The sequence below is a fragment of the uncultured Nocardioides sp. genome (assembly GCF_947489365.1).
Lineage (GTDB): Bacteria > Actinomycetota > Actinomycetes > Propionibacteriales > Nocardioidaceae > Nocardioides.
In genome coordinates this window covers 207000-231374 of the sequence record NZ_CANLDB010000004.1, presented here as the reverse complement: position 1 = coordinate 231374, position 24375 = coordinate 207000, and the positions used below count along the sequence as shown (strand labels likewise).

The 24375-nt window shown below is 72.1% G+C and carries 26 protein-coding genes; 14 read left to right on the top strand and 12 right to left on the bottom strand.

The features are described 5' to 3' along the window. Positions 1–20 precede the first annotated feature (20 nt). Positions 21–1247: an acyl-CoA dehydrogenase family protein gene (locus Q0858_RS13255; RefSeq protein ID WP_299055146.1), complete on the top strand. Its 1227-nt coding sequence runs from the start codon at positions 21–23 to the stop codon at positions 1245–1247. 81 nt (positions 1248–1328) lie between these two features. On the opposite strand, the gene Q0858_RS13250 is transcribed toward Q0858_RS13255, so the two are convergent. Together Q0858_RS13250 and Q0858_RS13245 are read right to left on the bottom strand one after the other, a co-directional pair. Beyond that, entirely contained in the window at positions 1329–2252 is a 924-nt protein-coding gene (locus Q0858_RS13250; RefSeq protein ID WP_299055144.1) for a hypothetical protein, read from the bottom strand. 98 nt (positions 2253–2350) lie between these two features. Further along, positions 2351–2647 carry a YiaA/YiaB family inner membrane protein gene (locus Q0858_RS13245; RefSeq protein ID WP_299055142.1) on the bottom strand — a complete coding sequence of 99 codons (297 nt, stop codon included), beginning with the start codon at positions 2645–2647 and terminating at the stop codon, positions 2351–2353. An 85-nt stretch (positions 2648–2732) separates the two neighbouring features. On the opposite strand from Q0858_RS13245, the gene Q0858_RS13240 reads away from it, so the two are divergent. From Q0858_RS13240 to Q0858_RS13225, 4 genes are read left to right on the top strand one after another with little or no spacing between them, the layout of a single operon-like run. Beyond that, positions 2733–3464, top strand: coding sequence for a hypothetical protein (locus Q0858_RS13240; protein ID WP_299055139.1), 732 nt, complete (start codon positions 2733–2735; stop codon positions 3462–3464). Further along, positions 3461–4783: a DUF2252 domain-containing protein gene (locus tag Q0858_RS13235; protein WP_299055136.1), complete on the top strand. Its 1323-nt coding sequence runs from the start codon at positions 3461–3463 to the stop codon at positions 4781–4783. Before Q0858_RS13240 ends, Q0858_RS13235 begins: the two co-directional genes overlap by 4 nt. Before the next feature lie 47 nt (positions 4784–4830). Continuing rightward, a complete protein-coding gene (locus Q0858_RS13230) occupies positions 4831–5754 on the top strand; it encodes an EamA family transporter (protein WP_299055134.1) in 924 nt (307 codons plus the stop codon). After that, a complete protein-coding gene (locus Q0858_RS13225) occupies positions 5735–6400 on the top strand; it encodes a GntR family transcriptional regulator (protein ID WP_299055132.1) in 666 nt (221 codons plus the stop codon). The genes Q0858_RS13230 and Q0858_RS13225 overlap by 20 nt, the downstream gene beginning before the upstream one ends. Here the strand turns inward: Q0858_RS13225 and galK are convergent. Then, positions 6391–7575 carry a galactokinase gene (galK, locus tag Q0858_RS13220; RefSeq protein WP_299055131.1) on the bottom strand — a complete coding sequence of 395 codons (1185 nt, stop codon included), beginning with the start codon at positions 7573–7575 and terminating at the stop codon, positions 6391–6393. The two genes, Q0858_RS13225 and galK, sit on opposite strands and share 10 nt — an antisense overlap. Before the next feature lie 107 nt (positions 7576–7682). On the opposite strand from galK, the gene Q0858_RS13215 reads away from it, so the two are divergent. The 3 genes from Q0858_RS13215 to Q0858_RS13205 all read left to right on the top strand — a co-directional run bounded on the left by Q0858_RS13215 (position 7683) and on the right by Q0858_RS13205 (position 11125). After that, complete coding sequence (locus Q0858_RS13215) at positions 7683–9170, top strand: S8 family serine peptidase (RefSeq protein WP_299055129.1); 1488 nt, start codon at positions 7683–7685, stop codon at positions 9168–9170. A gap of 108 nt (positions 9171–9278) precedes the next feature. Beyond that, positions 9279–9665, top strand: coding sequence for an ankyrin repeat domain-containing protein (locus tag Q0858_RS13210; RefSeq protein WP_299055126.1), 387 nt, complete (start codon positions 9279–9281; stop codon positions 9663–9665). A gap of 11 nt (positions 9666–9676) precedes the next feature. Continuing rightward, positions 9677–11125 (top strand): GuaB1 family IMP dehydrogenase-related protein, encoded by a 1449-nt coding sequence (locus Q0858_RS13205; protein WP_299055123.1) that lies wholly within the window; start codon positions 9677–9679, stop codon positions 11123–11125. Between the two features lie 33 nt (positions 11126–11158). On the opposite strand, the gene Q0858_RS13200 is transcribed toward Q0858_RS13205, so the two are convergent. The 4 genes from Q0858_RS13200 to Q0858_RS13185 all read right to left on the bottom strand — a co-directional run bounded on the left by Q0858_RS13200 (position 11159) and on the right by Q0858_RS13185 (position 18047). Further along, on the bottom strand, positions 11159–13054 hold the full coding sequence (locus tag Q0858_RS13200; RefSeq protein ID WP_299055120.1) for a BCCT family transporter: 1896 nt from the start codon (positions 13052–13054) through the stop codon (positions 11159–11161). Between the two features lie 208 nt (positions 13055–13262). Further along, positions 13263–14024, bottom strand: a complete 762-nt coding sequence (locus tag Q0858_RS13195; RefSeq protein WP_299055118.1) for an isocitrate lyase/phosphoenolpyruvate mutase family protein — start codon at positions 14022–14024, stop codon at positions 13263–13265. A gap of 168 nt (positions 14025–14192) precedes the next feature. Next, positions 14193–16391, bottom strand: coding sequence for a catalase/peroxidase HPI (gene katG / locus Q0858_RS13190; protein ID WP_299055715.1), 2199 nt, complete (start codon positions 16389–16391; stop codon positions 14193–14195). A gap of 297 nt (positions 16392–16688) precedes the next feature. Then, positions 16689–18047: a glycoside hydrolase family 6 protein gene (locus Q0858_RS13185; protein ID WP_299055116.1), complete on the bottom strand. Its 1359-nt coding sequence runs from the start codon at positions 18045–18047 to the stop codon at positions 16689–16691. Positions 18048–18174: 127 nt separating this feature from the next. On the opposite strand from Q0858_RS13185, the gene Q0858_RS13180 reads away from it, so the two are divergent. After that, positions 18175–18528, top strand: a complete 354-nt coding sequence (locus tag Q0858_RS13180) for a hypothetical protein (protein WP_299055114.1) — start codon at positions 18175–18177, stop codon at positions 18526–18528. A 302-nt stretch (positions 18529–18830) separates the two neighbouring features. Here Q0858_RS13180 and Q0858_RS13175 read toward each other — a convergent pair whose 3' ends face one another. Beyond that, on the bottom strand, positions 18831–19202 hold the full coding sequence (locus Q0858_RS13175; RefSeq protein WP_299055113.1) for a hypothetical protein: 372 nt from the start codon (positions 19200–19202) through the stop codon (positions 18831–18833). 212 nt (positions 19203–19414) lie between these two features. On the opposite strand from Q0858_RS13175, the gene Q0858_RS13170 reads away from it, so the two are divergent. The 4 genes from Q0858_RS13170 (at position 19415) to Q0858_RS13155 (ending at position 21544) form a co-directional block, all read left to right on the top strand. Continuing rightward, positions 19415–19999, top strand: coding sequence for a hypothetical protein (locus Q0858_RS13170; protein ID WP_299055110.1), 585 nt, complete (start codon positions 19415–19417; stop codon positions 19997–19999). Positions 20000–20035: 36 nt separating this feature from the next. Next, positions 20036–20341: a DUF3263 domain-containing protein gene (locus tag Q0858_RS13165; RefSeq protein WP_299055107.1), complete on the top strand. Its 306-nt coding sequence runs from the start codon at positions 20036–20038 to the stop codon at positions 20339–20341. Between the two features lie 168 nt (positions 20342–20509). Further along, positions 20510–20755, top strand: coding sequence for a hypothetical protein (locus tag Q0858_RS13160; protein ID WP_299055104.1), 246 nt, complete (start codon positions 20510–20512; stop codon positions 20753–20755). 18 nt (positions 20756–20773) lie between these two features. After that, positions 20774–21544 carry a hypothetical protein gene (locus Q0858_RS13155; RefSeq protein WP_299055102.1) on the top strand — a complete coding sequence of 257 codons (771 nt, stop codon included), beginning with the start codon at positions 20774–20776 and terminating at the stop codon, positions 21542–21544. Between the two features lie 389 nt (positions 21545–21933). Here Q0858_RS13155 and Q0858_RS13150 read toward each other — a convergent pair whose 3' ends face one another. Next, positions 21934–22665, bottom strand: coding sequence for a RusA family crossover junction endodeoxyribonuclease (locus Q0858_RS13150; protein WP_299055100.1), 732 nt, complete (start codon positions 22663–22665; stop codon positions 21934–21936). Between the two features lie 259 nt (positions 22666–22924). On the opposite strand from Q0858_RS13150, the gene Q0858_RS13145 reads away from it, so the two are divergent. Next, complete coding sequence (locus Q0858_RS13145) at positions 22925–23710, top strand: hypothetical protein (protein ID WP_299055098.1); 786 nt, start codon at positions 22925–22927, stop codon at positions 23708–23710. Positions 23711–23790: 80 nt separating this feature from the next. On the opposite strand, the gene Q0858_RS13140 is transcribed toward Q0858_RS13145, so the two are convergent. From Q0858_RS13140 to Q0858_RS13130, 3 genes are read right to left on the bottom strand one after another with little or no spacing between them, the layout of a single operon-like run. Continuing rightward, positions 23791–23931, bottom strand: coding sequence for a hypothetical protein (locus Q0858_RS13140; protein WP_299055096.1), 141 nt, complete (start codon positions 23929–23931; stop codon positions 23791–23793). After that, positions 23928–24185, bottom strand: coding sequence for a holin (locus Q0858_RS13135; protein ID WP_299055092.1), 258 nt, complete (start codon positions 24183–24185; stop codon positions 23928–23930). Before Q0858_RS13135 ends, Q0858_RS13140 begins: the two co-directional genes overlap by 4 nt. Beyond that, positions 24182–24346 (bottom strand): hypothetical protein, encoded by a 165-nt coding sequence (locus Q0858_RS13130; RefSeq protein ID WP_299055090.1) that lies wholly within the window; start codon positions 24344–24346, stop codon positions 24182–24184. The genes Q0858_RS13135 and Q0858_RS13130 overlap by 4 nt, the downstream gene beginning before the upstream one ends. Positions 24347–24375: the final 29 nt, after the last annotated feature.

Here is a 24375-nt window from a genome sequence, read left to right as displayed (position 1 = left end):
CCGCACAGCCAGGAGACACCGTGATCAACCTCGACGCCCCGAAGAAGCACCGCGCGCTCGTCGACCAGGCCCACCAGGTCGCGATGAACATGCTGCGACCCATCTCGCGCAAGTACGACAAGGCCGAGCACGAGTACCCCAAGGAGCTCGACATGCTCGCCGCGATGATCGACGGGCTCTCCGAGTCCGGCGCGGCGAACGGTGCGGGCGCCTCCGGTGTCGGGGGCGGTGAGAAGAAGAAGGAGCGGCCCGACGACGACGGCCGCACCAAGAACGGCTCGAACCTCGCCTCCGTGCTGTCCATCGCGGAGATGTGCTGGGGCGACGTGGGCCTGCTGCTGTCGATGCCCCGTCAGGGGCTCGGGAACTCGGCGATCGCCGCGGTGGCGAGCCCCGAGCAGCGTGAGCGCTTCGCCGGCGTGTGGGCGGGGATGGCCATCACCGAGCCCGGAGTGGGGTCGGACTCGGCGAACATCTCCACCACCGCCGTCAAGGACGGTGACTCCTACGTCATCAACGGGGAGAAGATCTACGTCACCGCCGGCGGGCGCTGCGACGCCGTCGTGGTCTGGGCGACCCTCGACAAGTCGCTCGGCCGCGCGGCCATCAAGTCGTTCGTCGTGCAGAAGGACAACCCCGGGATGCGGGTGGAGCGGCTCGAGCACAAGCTGGGCATCAAGTCCTCCGACACCGCGACCATCATCTTCTCCGACTGCCGGGTGCCGGCCGAGGACCTCCTGGGCTCGCCCGAGGTCGACGTCAAGGCCGGTTTCGGCGGCGCCATGGCGACCTTCGACAACACCCGTCCGCTCGTCGCCGCGATGGCCGTCGGCTGCGCGCGCGCCGCGCTCGACCTGACCCGCGAGCTGCTGGCCGACGCCGGCGTCGAGGTCGACTACGACCGTCCCGGTCAGCTGCAGTCCGCGGCCGCGGCACGGTTCCTCGAGCTCGAGTCCGAGTGGGAGGGCGCCCAGCTGCTCACGATGCAGGCGGCGTGGATGGCGGACAACCGCAAGCCGAACTCGCTCGAGGCCTCCATGGCGAAGGCCAAGGCCGGCCGGGTCGGCTCGGCCGTCACCCTCGGGTGCGTCGAGCTGTGCGGTGCCGTGGGGTACGGCGAGGGCGAGCTCCTCGAGAAGTGGGCCCGCGACTCCAAGATCCTCGACATCTTCGAGGGCACCCAGCAGATCCAGCAGCTGATCATCGCCCGTCGCGTGCTCGGCCTCTCCAGCGCCGAGCTCAAGTAGCGCCCGGCTCCCTGAACCACCCTCGTCCGCCGGCCGTCCGGGGGGGAGGCCGGCGGACGACGGTGTCGTGTCCGCCCCGGACTACGACAGGTCGGTGCTGCTCGGCGGCAGCTGCGCGCCCGGCGTCTCGTCCGGGGTGGGGCCGTCGGTGCCGACGTTCTCCGCGATGTCCGCGGGCGTCGCCGGGGGCGGCGGCGTGGTCGGCGTCGGCTCGGGAGCCGTGTCCGCCGCGGGGCTGTTCGGCTCCGCGGGCTTCTCCGCCGGCTTCTTCTCCGCGGGCTTCTCCGCGGGCTTCTCCGACGCCGGCGCCGTCGTGGCCGGGGCCTTCTTGGCCGGGGCCTTCTTGGCCGCCGGAGCCTTCGTGGCGGGAGTGGCCTTCTTCGCGGTCGCCTTCTTCGTGGCCGCGGGTGCCTTCTTCGTCGCAGCAGACCCAGACGTGGTCGCGGCCGGGGCCTCCGCGGTGGTGGCCGTGGTCGCCTTCTTCGCGGCGGGCGCCTTCTTCGCCGCAGGCGCAGTCTTCGTCGCCGGGGCCTTCTTCGCCGCAGACGCAGTCTTCGTCGCCGGCGCCTTCTTGGCGGTCGCCTTCTTCGCGGGGGTGGCCGTCGTCGTCGCCGGGGCCGCGGTGGTCTCCTCGACGGTCCGGGCCGCGGCGGTCGTCGTGGCGGCGGTCTTCTTGGCCGTCGTCTTCGCGGCCTTCTTGGCGGCGGTCTTCTTGGCGGCGGTCTTCTTGGTGGGCTGGGCGACCTTCTTCGCCGGCGGCGTCGCGGCCGCGGCGGACGCGGAGTCACCGCGGGCGGAGGCGGGCTCGGGGGTACGCGTCGGAGCGGACGACGAGGCCGAGTCGCCGGACCCGGAGTCCGGGACCACGCGCGAGCGGACGGCCTCGACGGCCTCGCCGGCGAGACCGACGGCCGTGCGGCCCACGCCGATGCCGACGTCGGTGGCCGTGCTCAGGGTGTCCTTCGCCGCGTCCTTGATCTTGTTCAGCGGGTTCTTTCGCGCCACGTGACGCTCCTGTCTGTCGGGCCGAGGGGGATCCCTCCCGGAGTCAAGCATGCCCGCCGGGCGGGCCTGTCGTACGACACGGGGCCCAGGATGCCGCCTCAGGACAGGGGTTTGAACGGGTCGTGCTGGCTGAGGATCGCCTCGACGCGGGCCTGGTCGAGACGTGTGACGACCTGCTGGGACTCCTGGTGGTCCCGGACGCACTTGGCCAGGGTGAAGGTCGAGGTCGTGAGGTAGAGGAGGCCGAGACCGATGAAGGCGCGGACCCACGGGTCGACCGGGAGGTAGAAGACCGAGCCGACCATCGTGAGCAGCGCCAGGGCGAACGAGAGCGCGGCCTGGGCGTAGAAGGCGGTGGTGGTGCTGCTGGGCGGGGTGGAGGTGTCCTTGCTCATGCCGACGAGGATCCTGCTCGGGAGGGACGCGCGGAGCCGTCGGCCTACTCGACTCCCTGAGCCCGCGTACTCAAGGATGACCCTCATGAGCCTGTACGCCGTCCAGCCGGCCCGTCGTACGCGGCAGATCGTCTCCGACGTGCTCTACGTCCTCGTGCTCGCCGCGGCCGTGTGGCTGGCGCTGCGGGTCAACGACGCGGTGCTCGGGCTGACCGGACCCACCAGCGACGTCGGGGACGCCGGGCGCGACCTCGGCGGCGGCCTGCAGGACGCGGGCGACTTCCTGGGCGGCATCCCGCTGATCGGCGACCAGATCGCCGACGAGGTCGCGGTGCCGTTCGACCGGGCCGCGGCCGGCGCCGACTCCATGGCCTCGGCCGGGGACGACGCGTCCGCGGCCATCGAGCGGCTGGCGTTCTGGCTCGCCGTGGTCGTGGCGGCCATCCCGATTCTCGCGGTGAGCGTGCAGTACCTGCCCGGCCGCATCGGCTTCGTCCGCGAGGCCCTCGCCCTGCGCCGCCTCGGCGGTCGCGGCCTCGGGCCGGCCGAGCTCGACCTGCTGGCCCTGCGTGCCCTCACCCGCGAGCCGCTCGCCGTCCTGCGTGGGCTCGGCGACGACGTCGCGGCCCGCTGGCGGGAGGGCGACCCCGCCGTCGTCCGTGACCTCGCGGCGCTGGAGCTGCGAGCCTGCGGTGTCCGCGCCCCCGCGTCCCCGCCGTCCGGGCCCGCCTCCGGACGTCCCGTTCCGCCCCCTGGTCCGCCAGGTGGTTCCACCACCGCCATCCGACGACCGGCACCACGAGAGGACCGCCCGTGACCACCCAGGACACCGACGACGCCCGCACCGACACCATCATCTCGACCCTCAACGACGCCTTCGCGCCGCTGATGAAGGCCGACCCGGCCGCGTTCCGCGTGAAGTACCGCAAGATGGCCGCCGACCCGCACGCGTTCTACCGCGGCACCGCGTGCCTGTACTACGCCGACGTGACCGCGGCCGAGGACCCGTACGTCGACGAGCGCAGCGGCCGGATCTGGGTCCACGGCGACCTCCACGTCGAGAACTTCGGCACCTACCTCGACTCCGACGGCCGTCTGGTCTTCGACGTCAACGACTTCGACGAGGCCTACCTCGGCAGCTTCACCTGGGACCTGCGTCGCTTCGCCGCCTCCCTGGCGCTCGTGGGCTGGCAGAAGGCGCTGCCGACCGAGGAGGTGCGGAAGATGATCCGGACCTACCTGCGCGGCTACCTCAGCCAGGTCGACCACTACCGCGAGGTCGCCGACGACCAGGACTTCGCGCTGCGCCTCGACAACACCGAGGGGCCGATCCACGACGCGCTGCAGGAGGCGCGGGAGCAGAGCCGGTCAGCGCTGCTGGCCAAGTCGTCGACGGTGACCGGCGGCTCACGGGTCTTCCGTGAGGACGCGACCACCCGCCGGCTGCCCGCGAAGGAGCGCCGCACCGTCGAGAAGGCCTTCGACGCCTACCTCGACACCATCCCGGCGGACAAGCGCTTCGACCGCGACCTCTTCTACCGGGTCCACGACATCGTGGGGAAGTCCGGCTTCGGCATCGGCAGCGCGGGCCTCCCGGCGTACAGCGTCCTGGTCGAGGGACACAGCGAGGCCCTCGAGAACGACGTCCTCCTGTCGATGAAGCAGGCCAACACCCCCGCCATGGGCCGCTTCGTCGAGATGGGGGACGTCGAGCGTTACTTCGACCACGAGGGACACCGGACCGTCGTGTCGCAGCGGGCGCTCCAGGTCCACACCGACCCGTTGCTGGGCTACACGGAGATCGACGGTGTCGGGTACGTCGTCTCCGAGGTGTCGCCGTACGAGATCGACCTCGACTGGGACGACCTCGTCGAGCCCGACGAGATCAAGGCCGTCGTCGAGGACCTCGGTCGCGCGACCGCGAAGATCCACTGCGCCTCCGACTCCGACTCCGACCAGACGCTCGTCGACTTCCAGGTCGAGGACGCCGTCGAGAAGAGCCTGCGGTCGCGTCGCCGGGAGTTCACCGAGTGGGTCGTGGACTTCGGGATCTCCTACGCCGGCCAGGTGCGCGCCGACCACGCGCTGTTCGTCGAGGCCTTCCGCGAGGGACGGGTGGGCGTCAGCGCCACCTGAGGCCACTCGGCCACTCCGCGGCCGGGCTGATTGTGTAACAATCGTCCGTGCGATCGACGCCCCACCTCGCCGTGCTCGCGGCCGCCGTCTGCTTCGCGACCACCGGCAGTGCCGTGGCCCTCGCGGACGTGGACGCGTCGTCGATGGCGGTCGGCGCGCTGAGGGTGCTCGTCGGCGGCGGCGTCCTCGGGGTGGTGGCGCTGCTCGCGGCCCGAGGACGTCGCCGTGCGGACCCGGCGGCGCCCCGGCGGGCGGGGCCCGGTCTCGGGCTGGCCGCGGTGGGCGCCCTCGGGGTGCTCGCCTACCAGCCCACCTTCTTCGCGGGGACGGCGGCGAACGGCGTCGCGGTCGGCACCGTCGTGGCCCTCGGCACCGCCCCGATCGCGACCGGCGTCCTCGAGGGCGTGGTCCGTCGTCGGGCGCCCGGCGCCCGCTGGGCGGTCGCGACCGCCGTGGCGCTCGCGGGCGTCGTCCTGGTCAGCGGCGCCGTCGGGGTCGACCCCGGGTCGGTCGACCCGCTCGGTGTCCTGGCCTCGGTCGGGGCGGGGGCGTCGTACGCGGTCTACGCGGTGGTCGGGAAGGTGCTGATGGACTCGGGGTGGGGCCCGACGGAGACGATGGGCTCCGTCTTCGGCCTCGCGGCCCTCGGCAGCGTGCCGCTGCTCGCCCTCACCGCGACGCCGTCCCTGCTCGGGGCCCGCGGGGTCGCCCTCGGGCTCTGGCTCGGCCTGGTCACCACCGCGGTGGCCTACCTGCTGTTCGGCTGGGGGCTCGCCCGGCTCCGCGCGACGACCGCGGCCACGCTCACCCTCGCGGAGCCGCTGACGGCCACGCTGCTCGGCCTCGTGGTGCTGGGGGAGCGGCTCACCCCCGCCGCCACCGGGGGTCTCGCGTTGATCGCGGTCGGCATCCTCGTGCTCACCGCCCCCGTCCGCGACCGGGAGCAGGCGCGTGCCGTCGCGCCGGCCTGACCCGGGGCCCACCTCCGCGGCGGTCCTGGCGGGCGCGCTGCGCGAGCAGATCCTCGACGGACGCCTCGCGGCCGGACAGCCGCTGCGGCAGGAGGAGCTGTCGGAGCGCCACGCCGTGTCCCGCCACACGCTGCGGAGCGCGTTGGCGACCCTGGTCGCCGAGCGACTCGTGGTCGCCGAGCCCTACCGCGGCGCGCGCGTGGCCGACCTCGACGACGACGCCCTCGTCGCGCTCCAGCAGCTGCGCTGCGCCCTGGAGACCGAGGCGGTCCGGCTGCTGCACGACGCCCACGGCGACGCCTGGCCCACCGCCGTCCGCGCCCCCGTCGAGGCCGCGCTCGCCGCCCTGGAGGCCGCCGAGCAGGCGGGCGACCCGGCCGCGACGGCCCGTGCGCACGCCGCCGTCCACCGCTCGCTGGTCGACGCGGCGGGCAGCCCCCGCATCAGCGAGGTCTGCGCTGGCCTCGACGCCGAGCTGCTCCTGCTGCTCCGCGGCGTGCGGCCGCACTACCCGCCCGGCGCCCTCGCTGCCGAGCACCGCGCCTACGTCGAGGAGGTGCGCCGCGGGGACACGGACGCCGTACGCCGGCACGTCGCGCGCTCCACCGCGCTGCTGCGCAGCGGCCGGGGGGCGCCTCAGCAGTGACCGGCGCCCGCTGCGGGCTCGCCCAGCAGCAGGTGGGGCGGGCGCCAGCCGCGGTCGGCGTACGCCGCCTCCAGCGCGGCGGCGACCCCGGGCAGGTGCTCGCGGCCGAGGAGGACCACGGCCGAGCCGCCGAACCCCCCGCCGGTCATCCGCGCCCCCAACGCGCCGTGGGCGAGGGCGACCTCGCAGGTGAGGTCCAGCTCGGCGCACGAGACCTCGTAGTCGTCGCGCAGGGAGGCGTGCGAGGCGTCCAGCAGGCGACCGAGCCCGACCCAGTCCTCGCCCTCGAGTGCGGCCACGGCGTCGTGGACCCGCCCGGTCTCCGTCACGACGTGGCCGGCGAGACGCCGCAGCCGGGCGTCCTCGAGCGTCGCGACCTGCTCGGGGGTGGCCCGGGCCAGGTGCTCGACGCCGAGGACCCGCGCCGCCTCAGCGGTCGAGGCCCGCCGCTCGGCGAACCCGCCGTCGGTGTGGGTGTGCGAGACGCGGGTGTCGACGACCAGCAGCGACAGCCCTGCGGCCCCGAAGGACGACGGCACACGCCGCCGGTGACCGTCGGCGAAGTCGACGAGCAGCAGCTCGCCGCGCCGGGCGTGCATGGCGACGGTCTGGTCCATGCCGCCGGTGGGCGCGCCCGCCATCTCCGACTCGGCGCGGACGCCGGCCGCGACGAGCCGGTCGCGCAGCGGGTCGTCCAACGGCAGCCCGAGGCACTCGGTGACGGCCACCCCGACCGCGCACAGCAGCGCCGCCGAGCTCGACAGCCCGGCGCCGGTCGGCACCGTGCTCGTGACGCAGAGGTCGAGCCCGCCGGCCAGCCCGTCCGCCATCCCGTCCGCGCCCATCGCCCACACCATCCCTGCGGCGTACGACGCCCAGCCGGGCACGGCGCCGGGGGCCAGGTCGGCGACGGCCCCGGTCCAGTCCTCGGCGGCCGGGTCGTCGCTGCGCAGCCGCAGGACGCCGTCCTCGCGGCGCCGGGCGGCGGCGTACGTGGCGTGGGGGAGCGCCAAGGGCAGCACGGGCCCGCCGTTGTAGTCGACGTGCTCGCCGATGAGGTTCACCCGGCCGGGGGCGCGGACCACGGCCTCCGGGCCCTGCCCGGTCCAGGCGGTGAACACCTCGCCCACGCGCTGCGCCAGGGCCATCGGTGAACCGGGGTCGAGGATCTCCACGGGACCCCAACCTAGTGCCGGCCCAGTCCCGGCCCGGTCCCGCCGTGACCTTCCGGGGACCGCGCCGTTGTCGTGGTGGGAGAGTCGTCGACGACAGGAGTGCTCCGATGCGCCGAACCGCGCGCACCGCGACGCTGGCAGTGGCCTCGGGGGCCGCGCTCGCGTCCATCTTCACCGCCCAGCTCACCGCCCAGGCCGCCCCGGCGCCCGCCGCCGCGGGTCAGCCGCTCGCCGAGGTGCAGGACTTCCTCGCCGGCGAGCTGGGTGACCTCGCCGCCGGCGACCGCACCACGGTCCTGGTCCACGGCACCGACCTCGCGGCCGCCGAGGCCGCGGTCGAGGCCACCGGCATGCGGACCGCGACCACGTTCGACGCCATCGGCGTCGTCGTCGCCCGCGGCACCGCGGAGCAGGTCGAGCAGGCCCGCACCGAGCCCGGCGTGACCTACCTCGAGGGCAACCAGCCGATCGCGTTCACGCAGGAGACCTCGAACATCGCCACGCGCGGCAAGGAGGCGGCCGAGACGCTCACCGGCGCCGACGGCACCGCCCTCACCGGCCGCGGCGTCAGCGTGGGCGTCATCGACTCCGGCGTCGACCCGAACCACCCGTACCTCCGCGACGCGGACGGCACCAAGGCCGTCGTCTCGAACCAGAAGGTGCTCTGCGACCCGTTCGAGGCGGCCTGCCAGGTGATCGACGTCGGCACCTCCGTCGACACCGACACCCTGTCCGTCGGCGGTCACGGCACGCACGTCACCGGCATCGCCGCCGGCCGCCCGACCGAGCTGACCGACGGCGGGAGGCTGCAGGGCGCCGCCCCGGGCGCCAAGGTGGTCTCTCTGTCGACCGGCGCGGCGCTGGTCATCGTCGGCGCCGACGCCGCCCTGAACTGGGTGCTGGAGAACCACGAGGCCCCCTGCGGCCCCGACGTCAGCGCGGCGCAGTGCCCGCCGATCAAGGTCACGAACAACTCCTACGGCCCCACCGGCGGCGGCGAGTTCGACCCGCAGTCCGCGACCGTCAAGCTCCAGCGCGCGCTGGCCGCCGAGGGCGTCGTGACCGTGTGGGCCGCCGGCAACGACGGCGGTGACGGCTCGCAGTCGCTGACGAACCCGCCCGGCCAGGACCCGACCGGCGGCATCCTCTCGGTCGCGTCGTACAACGACCTCGGGACCGGCACCCGCGACGGCGAGCTCAGCGAGTTCTCCTCCCGCGGTCGCGCCGGCGCGCAGGGCACCTACCCGGACGTGTCCGCCCCCGGCGACACCATCACGTCCTCCTGCCGCCCGTACCTGGTGATCTGCAGCACCGGGATGGACCCCCGCAACGGCCCGGGTGCCCTCGACATCGGCACCTTCAACACCATCAGCGGCACGTCGATGGCGGCCCCGCACGTCGCGGGCATCGTCGCCCAGCTGTTCCAGGACAGCCCTGACGCGACACCCGCGCAGATCGAGCAGGCGATCACCTCGACCGCCCACCAGTACGAGTTCGGCGCGCCGTACGAGGCCGGCGGCACGGGCGGCACCACGTCGTTCGACAAGGGCGCGGGCCTCGTCGACGTCGTCGCCGCCGCGAACGCGCTGAGCTGACCCACACGTCCGGACCGTCGGGGATCTCGGACCCCGACGGCACGGTGTCTCGGTGACCATCGGCCCCGGTCCCACCCCCGCTCCGCACGCGGGTGTGAGACTGGGGCCATGGTCGTTCCCGGGACGGAGGCGGACGGACCGTCCGAGGAGGCGGTCGCGCTCGCGCAGCGACTCCTCGACCTGGCCCGCGAGGGCGCGGCGGACGAGCTGCTCGCCTACGTCGACGCCGGTGTGCCCGTCGACCTCACCGACGCGCAGGGCAACACCCTGCTGATGCTCGGCGCCTACCACGGCCACCCGGAGGTCGTCCGGGGGCTGGCGCAGCGCGGCGCGGACGTCGACCGCCTCAACGACCGCGGCCAGTCGCCGCTCGCGGGCGCGGTGTTCAAGGGGGAGACCGACGTCGTCGCGGTCCTCCGCGACCACGGCGCCGACCTCGACGCCGGTCACCCCACCGCACGCGCGACGGCGGAGATGTTCGGCACGGACCTGTAGGTTCGCGACCCGTGCGCTTCCTGAACGACATCACCCCGCCGTACGACCTCACCTACGGCGACGTCTTCATGGCCCCGGCCCGCTCCGCGGTCGCCAGCCGGTACGACGTCGACCTGTCCACCGACGACGGGACCGGGGCGACGATCCCGCTCGTGGTGGCCAACATGACCGCCGTCGCGGGTCGCCGGATGGCCGAGACCACCGCCCGGCGGGGCGGCCTGACGGTGCTGCCGCAGGACATCCCGCTGCCGGTGGTCACCGAGGTGGTCTCCTGGGTCAAGGGCCGCCACCTCGTGTTCGACACCCCGGTGACGCTCGAGGCCACCCAGACCGTCGCCGAGGCGCTGTCGCTGCTGCCCAAGCGGGCCCACCGCGCGGCCGTCGTGGTGCAGGAGGTCGACGGGCAGGTCCGGCCCGTCGGGATCCTCACCGAGGAGGACTGCACCGACGTCGACCGCTTCGCCCAGGTCGGCCAGGTGATGACGACCGAGATGGTCACCCTGGCCGCGGACGCCGACCCCCGCACCGCCTTCGAGACGCTCGACCGGGGTCGCGTCCGCGTCGCCCCGGCCGTCGACGCCGACGGCCACCTGCTGGGCGTGCTGACCCGGGCCGCCGCGCTGCGCGCCACCGTCTACCGCCCCGCCACCGACGCCCAGGGCCGCCTCGCGGTCGCCGCCGCCATCGGCGTGAACGGCGACGTCGCCGGCAAGGCCCGCGCGCTCCTCGACGCGGGCGTCGACGCCCTCGTGGTCGACACCGCGCACGGCCACCAGGCGCGCATGCTCGAGGCGCTGGAGGCGATCCGCGCCCAGGACCCGTCGGTGCCCGTCGTGGCGGGCAACGTCGTCACCGTCGACGGCGTCCGCGACCTCGTCTCCGCGGGCGCCGACGTGCTGAAGGTCGGCGTCGGCCCGGGCGCCATGTGCACCACCCGGATGATGACCGGCGTCGGCCGCCCGCAGTTCTCCGCCGTCCTGGAGTGCTCCGAGGCGGCCCGCGCCCTCGGCGCCCGGGTCTGGGCCGATGGGGGAGTACGACACCCGCGCGACGTGGCCCTCGCCCTCGCCGCCGGGGCGTCGTCGGTGATGGTCGGGTCGTGGTTCGCGGGGTCCCACGAGTCGCCGGGCGACCTCGTCACGGACGCCGACGGCCGCGCGTACAAGACCTCCTTCGGGATGGCGTCGGCCCGCGCGGTGGCGAACCGCACCGGGGGCGAGTCGGCGTTCGACCGCGCCCGCAAGGGCCTCTACGAGGAGGGCATCTCCTCCGCACGGATGTACCTCGACCCGGCCCGCCCCGGGGTGGAGGACCTGATCGACGAGATCTGCTCCGGCGTCCGCTCCGCCTGCACGTACGCCGGCGCGTCGTCGCTGGCGGAGTTCCGCGAGCGCGCGGTGGTCGGGGTCCAGTCGGCCGCCGGCTACGCAGAAGGACGCCCCCTCCCCACCAGCTGGTGAGGAGAGGGCGTCCGGGTCGGGCGCCGGGTCCGGCTACGCCCTGCTCTGGTCCTCGACCACGACGTCGGAGCGCTCCGGGTCGTCGGCGGGGCCGGGCTCGGGGTTCTCCCCGGTGGGGCAGGGGCCCGGGTGGGTCCGTTGCCAGGCCTTGCTGACCGCGCCGGACTCGTCGCGCTCGACGTGGATCGCGAAGTCGTCGCCGTGCTGGGTCACCCCGGTCACGACCGCGTGCTCGATGGCGACACCGGCGAACTCCTTGCGCACCACCATCGGGTCGTTGCGGAGGTCCTTCACCAGCGAGACGCACAGCGCGGTCATCACGAACACGAACGGCAGTGCCACGACGATCGTGATGTTCTGCAACCCGGTCAGCGCGTCGGCGCCACCGGAGATGAGCATCACGGCCGCGACGGCCCCCGTCGCGATGCCCCAGAAGATCACGGTCGGCTTGCTGGGCTCGATGGTGCCGCGCTCGGACAGCGTGCCCATGACGATCGACGCGGCGTCCGCGCCGGACACGAAGAAGATCGCGACGAGCAGCATCACCACGACGCTGGTGAGCGTCGCCCACGGCAGCTCGGCGAGGGTGTTGAACAGCTGCGACTCCTGGCCCCCGGCCCCGGCGATGTCGACGCCGCTCTCCTGCAGGTCGATGGCCGTGCCACCGAAGATCGCGAACCAGACGAGGCTCACGACGCTCGGGACGAGCAGGACGCCGGTCACGAACTGGCGGATGGTCCGACCCCGCGAGATGCGGGCGATGAACATGCCGACGAACGGCGTCCAAGACATCCACCAGGCCCAGTAGAAGATCGTCCAGCTGGCCAGCCACTCGTCGACCGCCGCGCCCTCCGCGCCGGAGCGGGCCGACATCATCGGCAGGTCGGCGGCGTAGGTCCCGAGCGAGGTCGGGAGCAGGTTCAGGATGAAGATGGTCGGTCCGACGATGAACAGGAACGCCGCCAGCAGCAGCGCCAGCACCATGTTGATGTTCGAGAGCCACTGGATGCCGCGGGCGACGCCGGACACGGCCGAGACCACGAACGCGGCGGTCAGCACGGCGATGATGCCGACGAGGACGCCGTTGCCGACCTCACCGATCCCGGCGACGATCTCGAGGCCCGAGGTGATCTGCAGGGCACCGAGGCCGAGCGAGGCGGCGGAGCCGAACAGCGTGGCGAAGATCGCCAGCATGTCGATGACCTTGCCGCCCGGGCCGTGGACCCGCTTGCCGAGGAGCGGCTCGAAGGCCGCGCTGATGAGCTGCTTGCGGCCCTTGCGGAACGTGCCGTAGGCGATCGCGAGACCGACCACCGCGTAGATCGCCCAGGGGTGCAGCGTCCAGTGGAACAGCGTCGTCGCCATCGCGGTCTGCGCGGCCTCGGGGTTGCCCGCCGCGCCCGTGCCGGGCGGGGGAGCGGTGAAGTGCGAGATCGGCTCGCTGACGCCGTAGAACATCAGGCCGATGCCCATGCCGGCGCTGAACATCATCGCGATCCAGGACACGGTCCGGAACTCGGGCTTCTCGCCGTCGCGACCGAGCGTGATGTTGCCGAAGCGGCTGGCCGCGAGCCACAGCACGAAGATCACGAAGCCGGTGGCGGCCAGCACGAACAGCCACCCGGCGCCGCCCATGGTGCCGTTCAGCGCGGTCTGGGCGCTGCCGGACAGGCTGCTCGTGTCGACGACCCCCCAGACGCAGAAGGCGATCGCCAGGACGGCGGTGACGCCGAACACGACCTTGTCCATCGGGTGCCGGGCCTCGTCGACCGGGTGGTCCACGTCGAGGGCCGGGTGCGTCCGGACGGACGGCTGGTGCATGGCCCGGCTCAGCGCGCCCTTGGCCCGCTCCGTGCGGCTCGAGTGCGGCTTCTCCTGAGAGCTCTCGGGGCCCTCGTTGCCCGTGCGGGGCGTCTGGTAAGTCGTCATGCAGTCCTCTCCGGCGGGGGCGAGGACGGCGTGCCCCGAGTGCGGCCCGAGTCGGCAGCGAAGCGGTCCACGCTGTCCAATTGTTGCCTCAGCAAAGTTGTGCAGCGAGGTGCAACGGTACGCCTGTCGCCCGGATAGCTCGACCCGCACAGTCACGGGACGACCACGACGAGACCGCCGTCACCCGGCGAGCGACGGCGGCCCACGCTCAGTTCAGGGGGCGGGTGCCGTCCGGAAGGCCGCCGTCCGCGTGCACCGACTCCACCAGCTCGGCGAGCGCCGTCAGGGCGACGCGCTGCGACCACGGGCCGTACGAGACCCGCGCGACGCCCAGCTCGGCCTGGCGCGACAGGGCCACGGAGCCGGGCACGGCGATGGTCGTCAGCCGCTGGGGGCCGAAGGCGTCGACCAGGGTCCGGATCTGCTCCTCGTCCAGCTTGCCGGGCACGAAGACGACCGGCGCGCCGGCGTCCAGGTAGGCCTTCCCGCGGGTGACGGCCTCGGCCAGCGGGTCCTCGGCGCCCCGGACGAACGCGTCGGTGCGGGCGTTCAGCACGAAGTCGCCCACACCCTCGGCAGCCGCGGCGGCCATGACGGCCTCGACCTGCGCGGCGGCCTCGGCGACCGGCTTCAGCTGGTCCTCGAGGTTCGCGCCGACGATGCCGACGCCGATGGCCTTCCGCACCGTGGCGGCGGCGTCGCCGTACCCGCCCTCGAGGTCGGCGCTGACCGGCAGGTGCGTGGACCGGGCGATGAGGCCGACCTCGGCGATCATCTCGTCCACGGGGATGTTCTCGCCGTCCTCGTAGCCGCGCGAGGCGGCGATCGAGTGGCTCGCGGTCGCGAGCGCCCGGGTGCCGTCGAGGTCGGTGACGACCTGGGCGGTGATCGCGTCCCAGACGTTGACGACGGTGAGCAGCTCGGGGTCGGTGTGGAGACGCAGCAGGGCGGTGGCCTTGTCGGAAGTCATGCCTCCGACAAGGCGCACCGCCCTGTGCTTGTTCCGTCGCCGAGGTGGTCAGTCAGCTCACCGGGTCTCGACCCGCCCTCGCGACCTCATCCTTCGGTCGCGGGCTCGCTCGACCTCCTCGCGTTGATTCCGCTCTCGTTCCTCGAGCGGTCTCAGGCTCGGACGTGATCAGCCCTGGATGTCGTACCGGTCGAGCATCATCACCTTGTCCCACGCGGCGACGAAGTCCCGGACGAACTTCTCCCCGGCGTCCGCGCTGGCGTAGACCTCGGCGACGGCGCGGAGCTCGGAGTTCGAGCCGAAGACCAGGTCCACCCGGCTACCGGTCCACCGCTGCTCGCCGGTGGCGGCGTCGGTGGCCACGAAGCCGTCCTCGTCACCCTCGACCTCGTGCCACTCCAGGCCGGGGGCGAGGAGCTGGGTGAAGAAGTCGTTCGACAGCACGCCGACGCGGTCGGTGAGCACGCCCTTCGGGTTGTCGCCGGTGTTCGCACCGAGGACCCGCAGACCGCCGACGAGCACGCTCATCTCCGGGGCGGAGAGACCGAGCAGGTTGGCCCGGTCGACCAGGCGGTACTCGCCGGGCAGGCGGCCCCCCTTGCCGAGCACGTTGCGGAAGCCGTCCGAGTCGGGCTCGAGCCACGCGAAGGAGTCCACGTCGGTCTGCTCCTGCGTGGCGTCGGTGCGGCCCGGGGTGAACGGCACGGTGACGTCGACGCCGCCGTCCTTGGCGGCCTTCTCCACGGCGGCGACGCCGCCGAGGACGACCAGGTCGGCGAAGGAGACCTTCGTCTCGCCCTGGGCGTCGAAGTCGGCCTTGACGCCCTCCAGCACCCGGATGACGCGGTCGAGCTCGTCGGGGTCGTTCGCGGCCCAGCCGCGCTGCGGCTCGAGGCGGATGCGACCGCCGTTGGCGCCACCGCGCTTGTCGCTGACGCGGTGCGAGGACGCCGCGGCCCACGCCGCCTTCACCAGCTGGGACACGGTGAGCCCGGAGTCCAGGACCTGCTGCTTCAGCGCAGCCACGTCGGCGTCGGTCACGAGCGGGTGGTCGACGGCCGGGACCGGGTCCTGCCACAGCAGCTCCTCCGACGGCACCTGGGGGCCGAGGTAGCGCTGGATCGGGCCCATGTCGCGGTGCGTCAGCTTGAACCAGGCGCGCGCGAAGGCGTCCGCGAACTCGGCCTCGTTCTCGTGGAAGCGCTGCGAGATCTCCTTGTAGACCGGGTCGGCGATCAGCGCGATGTCGGAGACCAGCATCGTGGGACGCCGGTTCATCTCGCCCGTCTCGGGGTCGGGGATGGTGTTTGCCGCCTCGTCGCCCTTGGCCTCGAACTGCCACGCGCCGGCGGGGGACTTGGTGAGCTCCCACTCGTGCTTGAACAGGTTGTCGAAGTAGCCCATCGACCACCGAACGGGGGTGGAGGTCCAGGTGACCTCGAGGCCGCTGGTGATGGTGTCGCGACCCTTGCCGGAGTTGAACTTCTGCTTCCAGCCCAGGCCCTGCTCGGTGATGGACGCACCCTCGGGCTCCGCGCCGACGTACTCGTCGGGGTCGGCGGCACCGTGGGTCTTGCCGAAGGTGTGACCGCCGGCGATCAGCGCGACGGTCTCCTCGTCGTTCATCGCCATCCGGCCGAAGGTCTCGCGGATGTCGCGCGCGGAGGCCAGCGGGTCGGGGTTGGCGTTCGGGCCCTCGGGGTTCACGTAGATGAGGCCCATCTGGACGGCGCCGAGCGGCTTCTCGAGCTCACGGTCGCCGGTGTAGCGCTCGTCGCCGAGCCAGGTGCGCTCGGGACCCCAGTAGACGTCCTCGTCGGGCTCCCACACGTCGGCGCGGCCGCCGGCGAAGCCGAAGGTCGAGAAGCCCATGGTCTCCAGCGCGCGGTTGCCGGTGAAGATGATGAGGTCGGCCCAGGAGACCTGGCGGCCCCACTTCTGCTTGACCGGCCACAGCAGACGGCGGGCCTTGTCCAGGTTGCCGTTGTCGGGCCAGCTGTTCAGGGGCGCGAAGCGCTGCATGCCGGCGCCCGCGCCACCGCGGCCGTCCCCGACGCGGTAGGTGCCGGCGGAGTGCCAGGCCATCCGGATCATGAAGCCGCCGTAGTGGCCGAAGTCGGCGGGCCACCAGTCCTGCGAGGTGGTCAGCACGGCGTCGACGTCGCGGGCCAGCTCGTCGAGGTCGACGCGCTGGAACTCCTTCGCGTAGTCGAAATCGGCGTCCATCGGGTCCGCGACCTGCTGGTGCTTGCGCAGGATCCGCAGGTTCAGCTGGTTGGGCCACCAGTCGGTGTTGTCGGCGCTCTCGGTCGGGTGACCCATGGCACCGGAGTGGACGGGGCAGCCCCCGGCCTCCTCGGTGTTCATGTCGGCCTCGACGGTCTCGTGGTCCTGCTGCGACACGGGCGATCCTCCTGCGTACGTCGGGTGCGGGGCTGGTCCCCACTCTGCCTCACTTTCTGGAACGATTCCAGATCTGTCCGTCACAGGTTTCACCGGGCGGGGGGCACGGGCCGTCGCGCCGGTGGGCAGGCCCCTCCGTGCCCGTCGTCCGTCCGCCGGTTCGGAGCCTCCGAGCCGTCGTCCTGCTGCTGCCGGCGGCGGTCGCGGCCTCGGGCGAGGTCGCGCCGCCCTGAAGCGGGCCGGCGGTCTCCCGGAGGAGCGTCAGAAGCCCGCCTCGTCGGCGTACGGCCAGTTCTGGGCCAGGGGAAGGGCGCGCTCCACCTGGTACGGCGAGTTCTGCCAGAACAGCCACGGCCGCCCGAACCACAGGTAGGCGTCGACGTACTGGCGGGCGAGGCGGCGGGTCTCGGCGTCGAGGCCCCACGTCGCGGCGTCCACGTCCGCGGTCGGGGGGATGCCGAGCTGCACGCAGGTGTCGCCCGGCGCCGGCGTGGGGGTCGTGCACACCCGCGCGTTGTCGGCGATGGTGTTCTCGCCGCTGCCGCGGTAGGTGCCGAACTCGAACGGGTTGCCGTTCGACGAGGTGTTGATGACCCCGGTCTTGCCCGGCATGCCGCGGGCGGCGAGCGCCTGCGACAGGTCGGCCACCCGGCGTACCTCGTCCTCGGTCGCCGCGAAGTGGGTCGAGTTCAGCGCCACCCCGTCGGCGTGCTCGATGCCGGCCGGGATCAGGTAGCGCAGGACGCTGTCCACGCCGCCCTGGCCGGGGTGCGGCCAGTCGGAGGCGCCGGCCTCGAGGTAGACGGTCGTGTTCGGCAGCTCCGAGAGCACCTCGGCGGAGTAGTCGACGAGGCTGGTCGCCACGCCCTCGGGACCGTCGGGTGCGCACAGGGCGAAGGTCAGGTCGGGCTGGAGGACGATCGCGGTCGGGGTGTCGCCGATCGTGGCGGCGACCCGGTCGAACCAGTCGCGGTACGACGCCGCCTGCTCCGCCGTCGGCGCCCGCTTGCAGGAGTCGGTGTACCAGGGGTCGAGCCGGAACAGCGTCATCTGGACCAGGGCGTCGGGGTCGCCGTCCTGCGAGTTCTCGATGTACTCGGCGATCCGTCCGGCGATCTGGTCGTTCGGCATCCACGCCCCGAACCACATGGCCTTGGGGGTCAGGGCGATGCGTCCGAGCATGTCGCGGGTGGCGCCGGTCGCCTGCGTGTACGGCGGGTGCGCGTGGTCGCCCGGACCGGTGTAGCTGCCCCAGGGGTGGGCCTCGAACGGGTTCTCCGACATCGCCCGGGCCGCGCGGGCGGCCTTGCGCGCCGACGTCCGGGCCTCGGGGGTCTGCAGGCCGGGCGGCACCGTCAGCTCCGGCTCGCGCGGGCGGCGTTGCGGGCGCTCCGTGGCCCGGGGAGCCGGGGTGGCCTCCGGGGTGGCCTCCGGGGTGGCCTGCGGGGTGGCGGCCGTGGTCGCCTCGGTCGCCGCGACGGGGGAGTCCTCACCGCTCGCGCGCGTCACCGTCCACACGAGACCGGCGACCAGCAGCAGGGCGACGACGGCGGCGACCGTCCCCAGCACGGCCCGGCGGTCCGCCAGGACGTCGAGGTCGCCTCCGGGTCCGTTCGTCACCGGGTCAGGGTAGGTCGCGGGCGGTCGGGCCCGCGGCGGCACCCGTCTTGCGAGAACCTTGTACCCCCGAGCCGATGTGTGAGGGGGGCCGAGGGCGTCTACTGGGCATCTCGGAAGGGAAGTGCCGATGAGCACCTGGATCGTCCTGGCCACCGTCCCGTCGACCGTCTTCGACGTCTACGACGTCACCGAGGTGCTGGACGAGCTCGCCGACCTGACGCCCATGCTCGACGGGGGCACCGCCGACCCGCTCACCGGACGGCGGCGGCCCTGGCAGGTCACGGTCGACGTCCCCGCCCCGACGGCGCACGGGGCGGCCACCACGGGGGTGGACGCCGTCGAGGCCGCGTTCGGCCGCCGGGCGCTCGGCTTCGAGGTGATCACGCACGCCGAGCACGACGCCCGCGCGGCCCAGGCCCTCGAGGACCTCCGACGCGGCGTGGTGCCGGCGGCCCCGTGGACGGGGCCCTGCGTCCCGTGATGCTGGTGATGCTGGGTGTCCGAGGGGGGACCTGAACCCCATTCGCCGTCGCGGCCCAGTCGCCTGTTGTGGCTCTGACCTGCACGTTCTCTGCGGTTGTAGTCGGTAGTAGCCCCTTGCTGACGCTACAAGTGGGTACACCGTACCCACCGCGCGGCAGCCTTGAGACGAACCGGCGGCCGGGACCCTCGGCTTGTCGCTACCGCCGGTGGTGGCTGCATTCCCAGCGCATGACGAGGCCGACAAAAGGCCCCGGCCGGCGGCGTTAGCTGTCGACCGAGGCCTTCGGGTGTGGTCAGGACTCAGTACCAGTAGCCGTACTTCGACTCCACCCGCCAGGTCCCGTTGCGGCGCTCGTAGTTGACGTTGACATAGCTGAACCGGCCGGCGTTGTACTCGCGGCTCTGATAGGCCGGGACCTCTCCGCCACAGCATCCGGAGGAGAAGTAGGTCTGCTTGCCGCCAATTCCGAAGATACGGTGAACGCGCTGCATAGGCATGTTCTTCTTGACTCGTCGGAACTCCTTGCGGGTGGCGATGCCGCGCTTCGCCTGAGTCTCAGCTCCGGCAGAAGAAGCTGCCGCGGGTGCGGCGCTAGCCATGGCCGGCGATACACCAAGCAGCAGAGCGGTGGACAGCAGGGCTCCGAGGAGCGCGGCGAAGATCTTGTTCATTTGAAACCCCCACGTCGCCGCGTAACGACAGGCCCCGAGTGGGCGATGCGTCGTGGCAGACGCCGAATAGTAGACACGCCCAACGAGTTTGACCTAGCCGACGTCGGCGGCCGATTCTCCGCTCCCTCGGAAGACGTGTGAGGGCGCAGTTCACCGGGGCGAAAGGACTGCGGATGTCACCTATGATGCCGCTCTACCGACATGGGAGACCGATGAGACGAGCCATCGCAGGCGCGCTGCTGCTGACCGGACTGACGGGCTGTGGCGGCGGCAGCAACACCGCGGCCGAGCAACCTTCGGAGACTGTGACGGTCATCGAAGCGCCAGACGGCGACACCCTGATCGAGGGCGACCCCAAGGACCTCGAGACCTACGGCGACGACTTCGACTTCAGTGACGAGATCGTGGTGGGTGACACCTTCGAGACGGTCATCCCGCCCAACACCTTCAGCGACGACTCCCAGCCGCCCTCCTACGTCGAGATGACCTTGACCGGCATCCGCTATGAAGACAGCACCAACACCCGCGGCAACGTGTACGCCATCCTCGATTTCGAGGCCGAGAACATCGGTGAGGAGGCAGCGGACCTGCGGTCGTTTGGGTTCGACTGGGCGAACGACGAGCAGCTGGTCGACACAGATGTCGGCGTGTTCTGTGAGCCCGAGCTCGAGTACGACCTTCAGCCGGGTCAGCGGACCATCGGGTGCAGCATGGTCGACGTTCCTCGAGAGCCCGCGACGTTGACATTCAACGGCATGGACAAGTCGATCACGATCGGCATCGACCCGCCCGCCTAGCGTCTGCTGTCGGCGCCCGGTCGTAGCGTCCTGGCCATGAGCGCCCCCTCAGCCACCCAGCCGGCAGTCGAGCCGTTGACCGACCAGCAGCGCGCCGTCCTTGAGATCGAGCGCATCCAGTGGCCCGCCACCCAGGCCACCGCTCAGGGCCCGATGATCAGCCCGCACAAGCGGGGCGTCATCTTCGACTCCCTCGGGATCTCCGAGACCCGGTACGCGATGATCCTCAACGCGCTCCTGTCGAACCCCGCCGCCGAGGCCTACGACCCGCACCTGATCCACCGACTCCAGTGGATCCGCGGCGCCTGCCGGCAGCGGACCCTGGGCCGCCGGCCGGTCTGAGCCCGTCGCGCTCAGCTCCCGGCCCGAGTACCGTCCGCCCCATGCTCTGGGTGCTGCTGATCCTCTTCGTCTTGCTCGCCGTCGTCGGTGGAGGCCTGTACCTGATCATCCGCACCGCTGTGCGGCACGGGAACCGCTGACCTCGCTCGGGTTTCTACGCTGGAGGTCGTGACCGTCACCCTCCCCGCGCACGTCTGGCTGGTCGACCACTCCACGAACAGCCGGAAGCCGCCGATGATCGCGCTGCTCCTCGAGTGGCGTCGCGTCGAGCACGACGGGCCCGCGCACTCTCGAGCCGCCGAACCCCACTGGCGGGGCCTCGTCGCGGTCGCCTACCAGGGCGGAGCGATGAGGGTGTGGTGGGAGCGAGCTGAGGTGCTGTCCCCTCTGGATGCCTGGGCGACGCCGGTCTGAGCCCGTAGGCTCCGGCGGATGGGGATGGACGAGCTGGGCCAACCCCGCACGCGAAAGGGTCGTCGCGCCTTGGACCGCGCCCGACGACGGCGCGACGACTCGTACAGACCGATCGATGACGACCATCCCGGACACTCCGTCAAGTTGACGCTCGCCGACGGCGGGGGAGAGATCGACCTGTTTGTCGGTCGCAGCAAGGGGGCCCGCACCGTCGCGGAGTACCGCTGCAAGAGCTGCGGGCACGAGTGGACCGAGAACGAAGACGTCGTCGTGGGTAACAGCGCCGTGTCGACCGCGGGAGTCGAGATCCACACCGAGCGCATCTTCTCTTCGATGTGCCCCCGATGCGGCGGCATGGGCATGGGCATCAACGTCTACGAGGCCTCGGACAACGAGCACGCAATCGCGGGCTTCGCGATCGACGGGCCCGACGGCCAGGCATGGATCGACTCTGTTCTGCACGAACTCCGATCCCTGCAGGAAGGTGCCACCTTCGATGAGGTCCTGTCTGTCCTGGGGCGAGAACCTCGCGCCGCATTCGTCCGCGAATACCTCATCGCCAACCGCGGCAAGCTCGTCGACCGCGGCATCGCGCTCGCAGGCTTGGCCATCGCCCTCCTGAGTTACCTCCACGTGACGGCGGATTCGCCCGAGCCACCCACCTACGACCAGATCGAGCGCATCATCGAGCAGCTCGAGAACGAGCCCGACGACAGGTCACCCGGCAGCCAGGAACCCCGCCGGGGCGACAGGCGAGATGGCGATCCTGGTTCTGCTGGCAAGCGATGACCGAGTGGCTCACCTACCTCGAGGCCACCCGCCGCCTGGGCGTGACGCCGGGCACGGTACGAGAGATGCTCAACCGCGGCGACCTCGTCCGTCGGCCGGGTGCGCGGGACCAGGACAGGCGCCGGCGGGACCCCGCCGTCAATGCAGCGTCCGTAGAGAGGCTCCGCGCGACTCGGGAGCAGCGACGCGCCGAGCGGGCCGCGGCCGCCGAGCGCGCAGCCATCCGCGGCACCCCACCCGACGATGAGCACGTGTGGCTCAACGACCACGCGGCCGCGGCCGTCCTCCGCGTGTCCCGCTCCTGGGTGAAGCTGCGCGCGTGGGAGGGGCGGATCCCTGCGACGAAGCACGGCGGCAGGTGGTGGGTCCGTCGTGACCACGCCGAACAGTTAGCTCGGGTGCGGGCCGCGGTCGATACGTGGAAAGAGGTTCCGGATTGACTCGCCGTCTTCGTGAATGACATCTGCGTCGTAGGGGTGGACGACGCGGGCGGAGAGGCGGTAGCTCCCGCTCGGTCCGGCGGTCAGCAAGCGACGTGTGGTCAGGCACTGCACCTGGTAGTCGTCCGCATAGAGCATCCCGACGAGGCTGTCGAGCAATCCCTTGACGAGGTTGTCGACGTCCATATGCCCCCGGGACCGGGGGACGATGGAGAGGATGGTCAGACAGAGCTGCTGGTCTGCGACTGGGCGGTGCCAGTTCCGTTCGGCCAGGCCTTGCGCCACCGCGCTCTTGTTGGTCTGCCGATCCCGGGTCGACTGGGCAGTCCATGGTTCGACGTTGATCGAAGCCTGCATCGACAACAGCGGGACGCCCGGGCTGGTCTCCACTTCCTCGCAACACCTGCACGTGAAGGGTGTCAGCGTCAGTGACTTCTCGCTCGGCGTGCGATGAAGTAGATGGCGCAGAGTCCGGTCGGCCATGACGACGGAGAGTGCGTCGTTACGGGCCTGGTGGTCGTGGAACCAGATGGAGACGGCCGCGCGTTCATGAGCGGTAGGCGGCCTGCTGAGCGTGGTGTCGTAGTCACGCTCGAAGGCCGCCCACACGAGTTCGAGCCGGGTGTCGGGAGGCAGGTGTGAACTCGCAATGACCTGCTGCTCAAACTGCGGCCAGTCCACCCGGGGGATTCTCGCATCAGCCGGGAGGTGACTAGGGCTGCCGAACAGTAAAGGCCCCCGCGCGGCAGTAGCCAAGCGGGGGCGTGTCCTACATCTGGCGCTTAGGAACTGACTACCTCGGCCCAGCGGCCCCCGCGGTCACCTGCGGGGCGGTGTCCGGGGCGCCTTCCGGCGGCGGGATCGGATACACAAGGCGGAGCTGCGGTCGGTCCCGCTGCCTCCACCGCCCGCGTAGCGAGAACGTCTAGCCTGAGCCGTCGTGAGCATGGGGCAAGGAACGGCAGAGACCGCCGTCGACCTGGGCGGGTTCGACGGCGTGCTGGCGTGGATCACCGCTCTGGCTGCCGTCGCTGCGGCGTTGAACACCTACCGCAATCTCAGGATCAGTCAGCGGAGCTACCAGCAGAGCCTTGATCAGGGACGTGTTGCGCAGGCGCGCCAGGTTTGGGCAAACCCGACGGGCCGCTTTGGTGTGAAGGCCGGCGGATCAGCGACTGCTGCGCACGACCGCCATGACCTCCTTGGTGTCCCCTACGGCACCTTCGTCTTCGGCGACCGGCCAGACGACTACACCCGCGGCGTCGATCAGGACGGCGTGGTGGGCTCGATCCACAGCGCCGCGACGACCTACGTCGGCGTCAAGCTGCACAACGCGAGCGACGCCCCGATCGGCAGGCTCAGCGTCAAGGTCGAGATTCCTCGTCGCATGTGGGATCGGTCTGGCGTCCGGCGCGAGGGGCCTCGATGGCTTGAAGGGCGCACGCGACCGGACGACTTGAAGCGGCTAGGCCCGAACTCCGAGCGCTACGCCGTCCTCAAGCTGCGCGGATCGAACACGGAGCTCGAGCCGGGCCGGACGAAGGTGACCGTCTACTTCACCGACTCCGCGGGGTTGCGGTGGAGCAGGACTGGGGTGTTGGCGCCTCAACACCACCCCCCGCGCCAGCCGCCGCGACACCCGCGGCTGCAGGCATGGAAGAACCGGCGCGTCATGCAGTTGCGCAAGGTTCGCGCGCTGCTGCCCGGCCGTCGGGGCGCCGACTAGACAGAAGGCCGCCCCAACCTCGCATGGGGTCAAGGTGGGGCGGCCGGGCTGACGGTACGTCGGGGCTGCTCTGCACGTCGTCAGCGGCGTTGGGCGCGCTCCCAGGCGGTGACGCCGGCGAGGATCCCCGCAGCGATGCTGAGGCCGACAATTAGCCCGCCGACCGCGAGGACGGTCAGCGGCTCGAACGCGACCTCAAGGCGGCCGTTGCTGTCGCTCACGGCTCGACCTTCTCGGGTCCGAACGCGGCGGGGCCGCTGCCGGGGGCGAGGCTGATGGACAGCAGCGACGTCGCGACGGACGCGAGGACGGCCAGGCAGATGACCGAGGCGACCTGAGCCCAGTCGAGGTCGGTGACCCCGGTCGCGCCAGAGACCGCGACCGCCAAGAAGACCTGGGCGGCGGTCTTGATCGCGCGCTCGAGCATGGCGAGCACGAACGCGAGCAGGACGGCCCGCGACACCACGGCGCTCACGGGGTGGCCACCGCGTCCTGGTCGGTGATCTCGTCGAGGTCGGCGACGACGCCGGCGACGGCCTCGGCGAGCCGCTCGAGCTCGCGGGCGATCGCGGCGGCCTGCTCCTTGGTGGGGAGCTTGCGGATCTTCGCCGTCCTGGACCCAGTGGGCGACACCACCGCGGGTGACCCAGTAGCCGCCGTCGAGC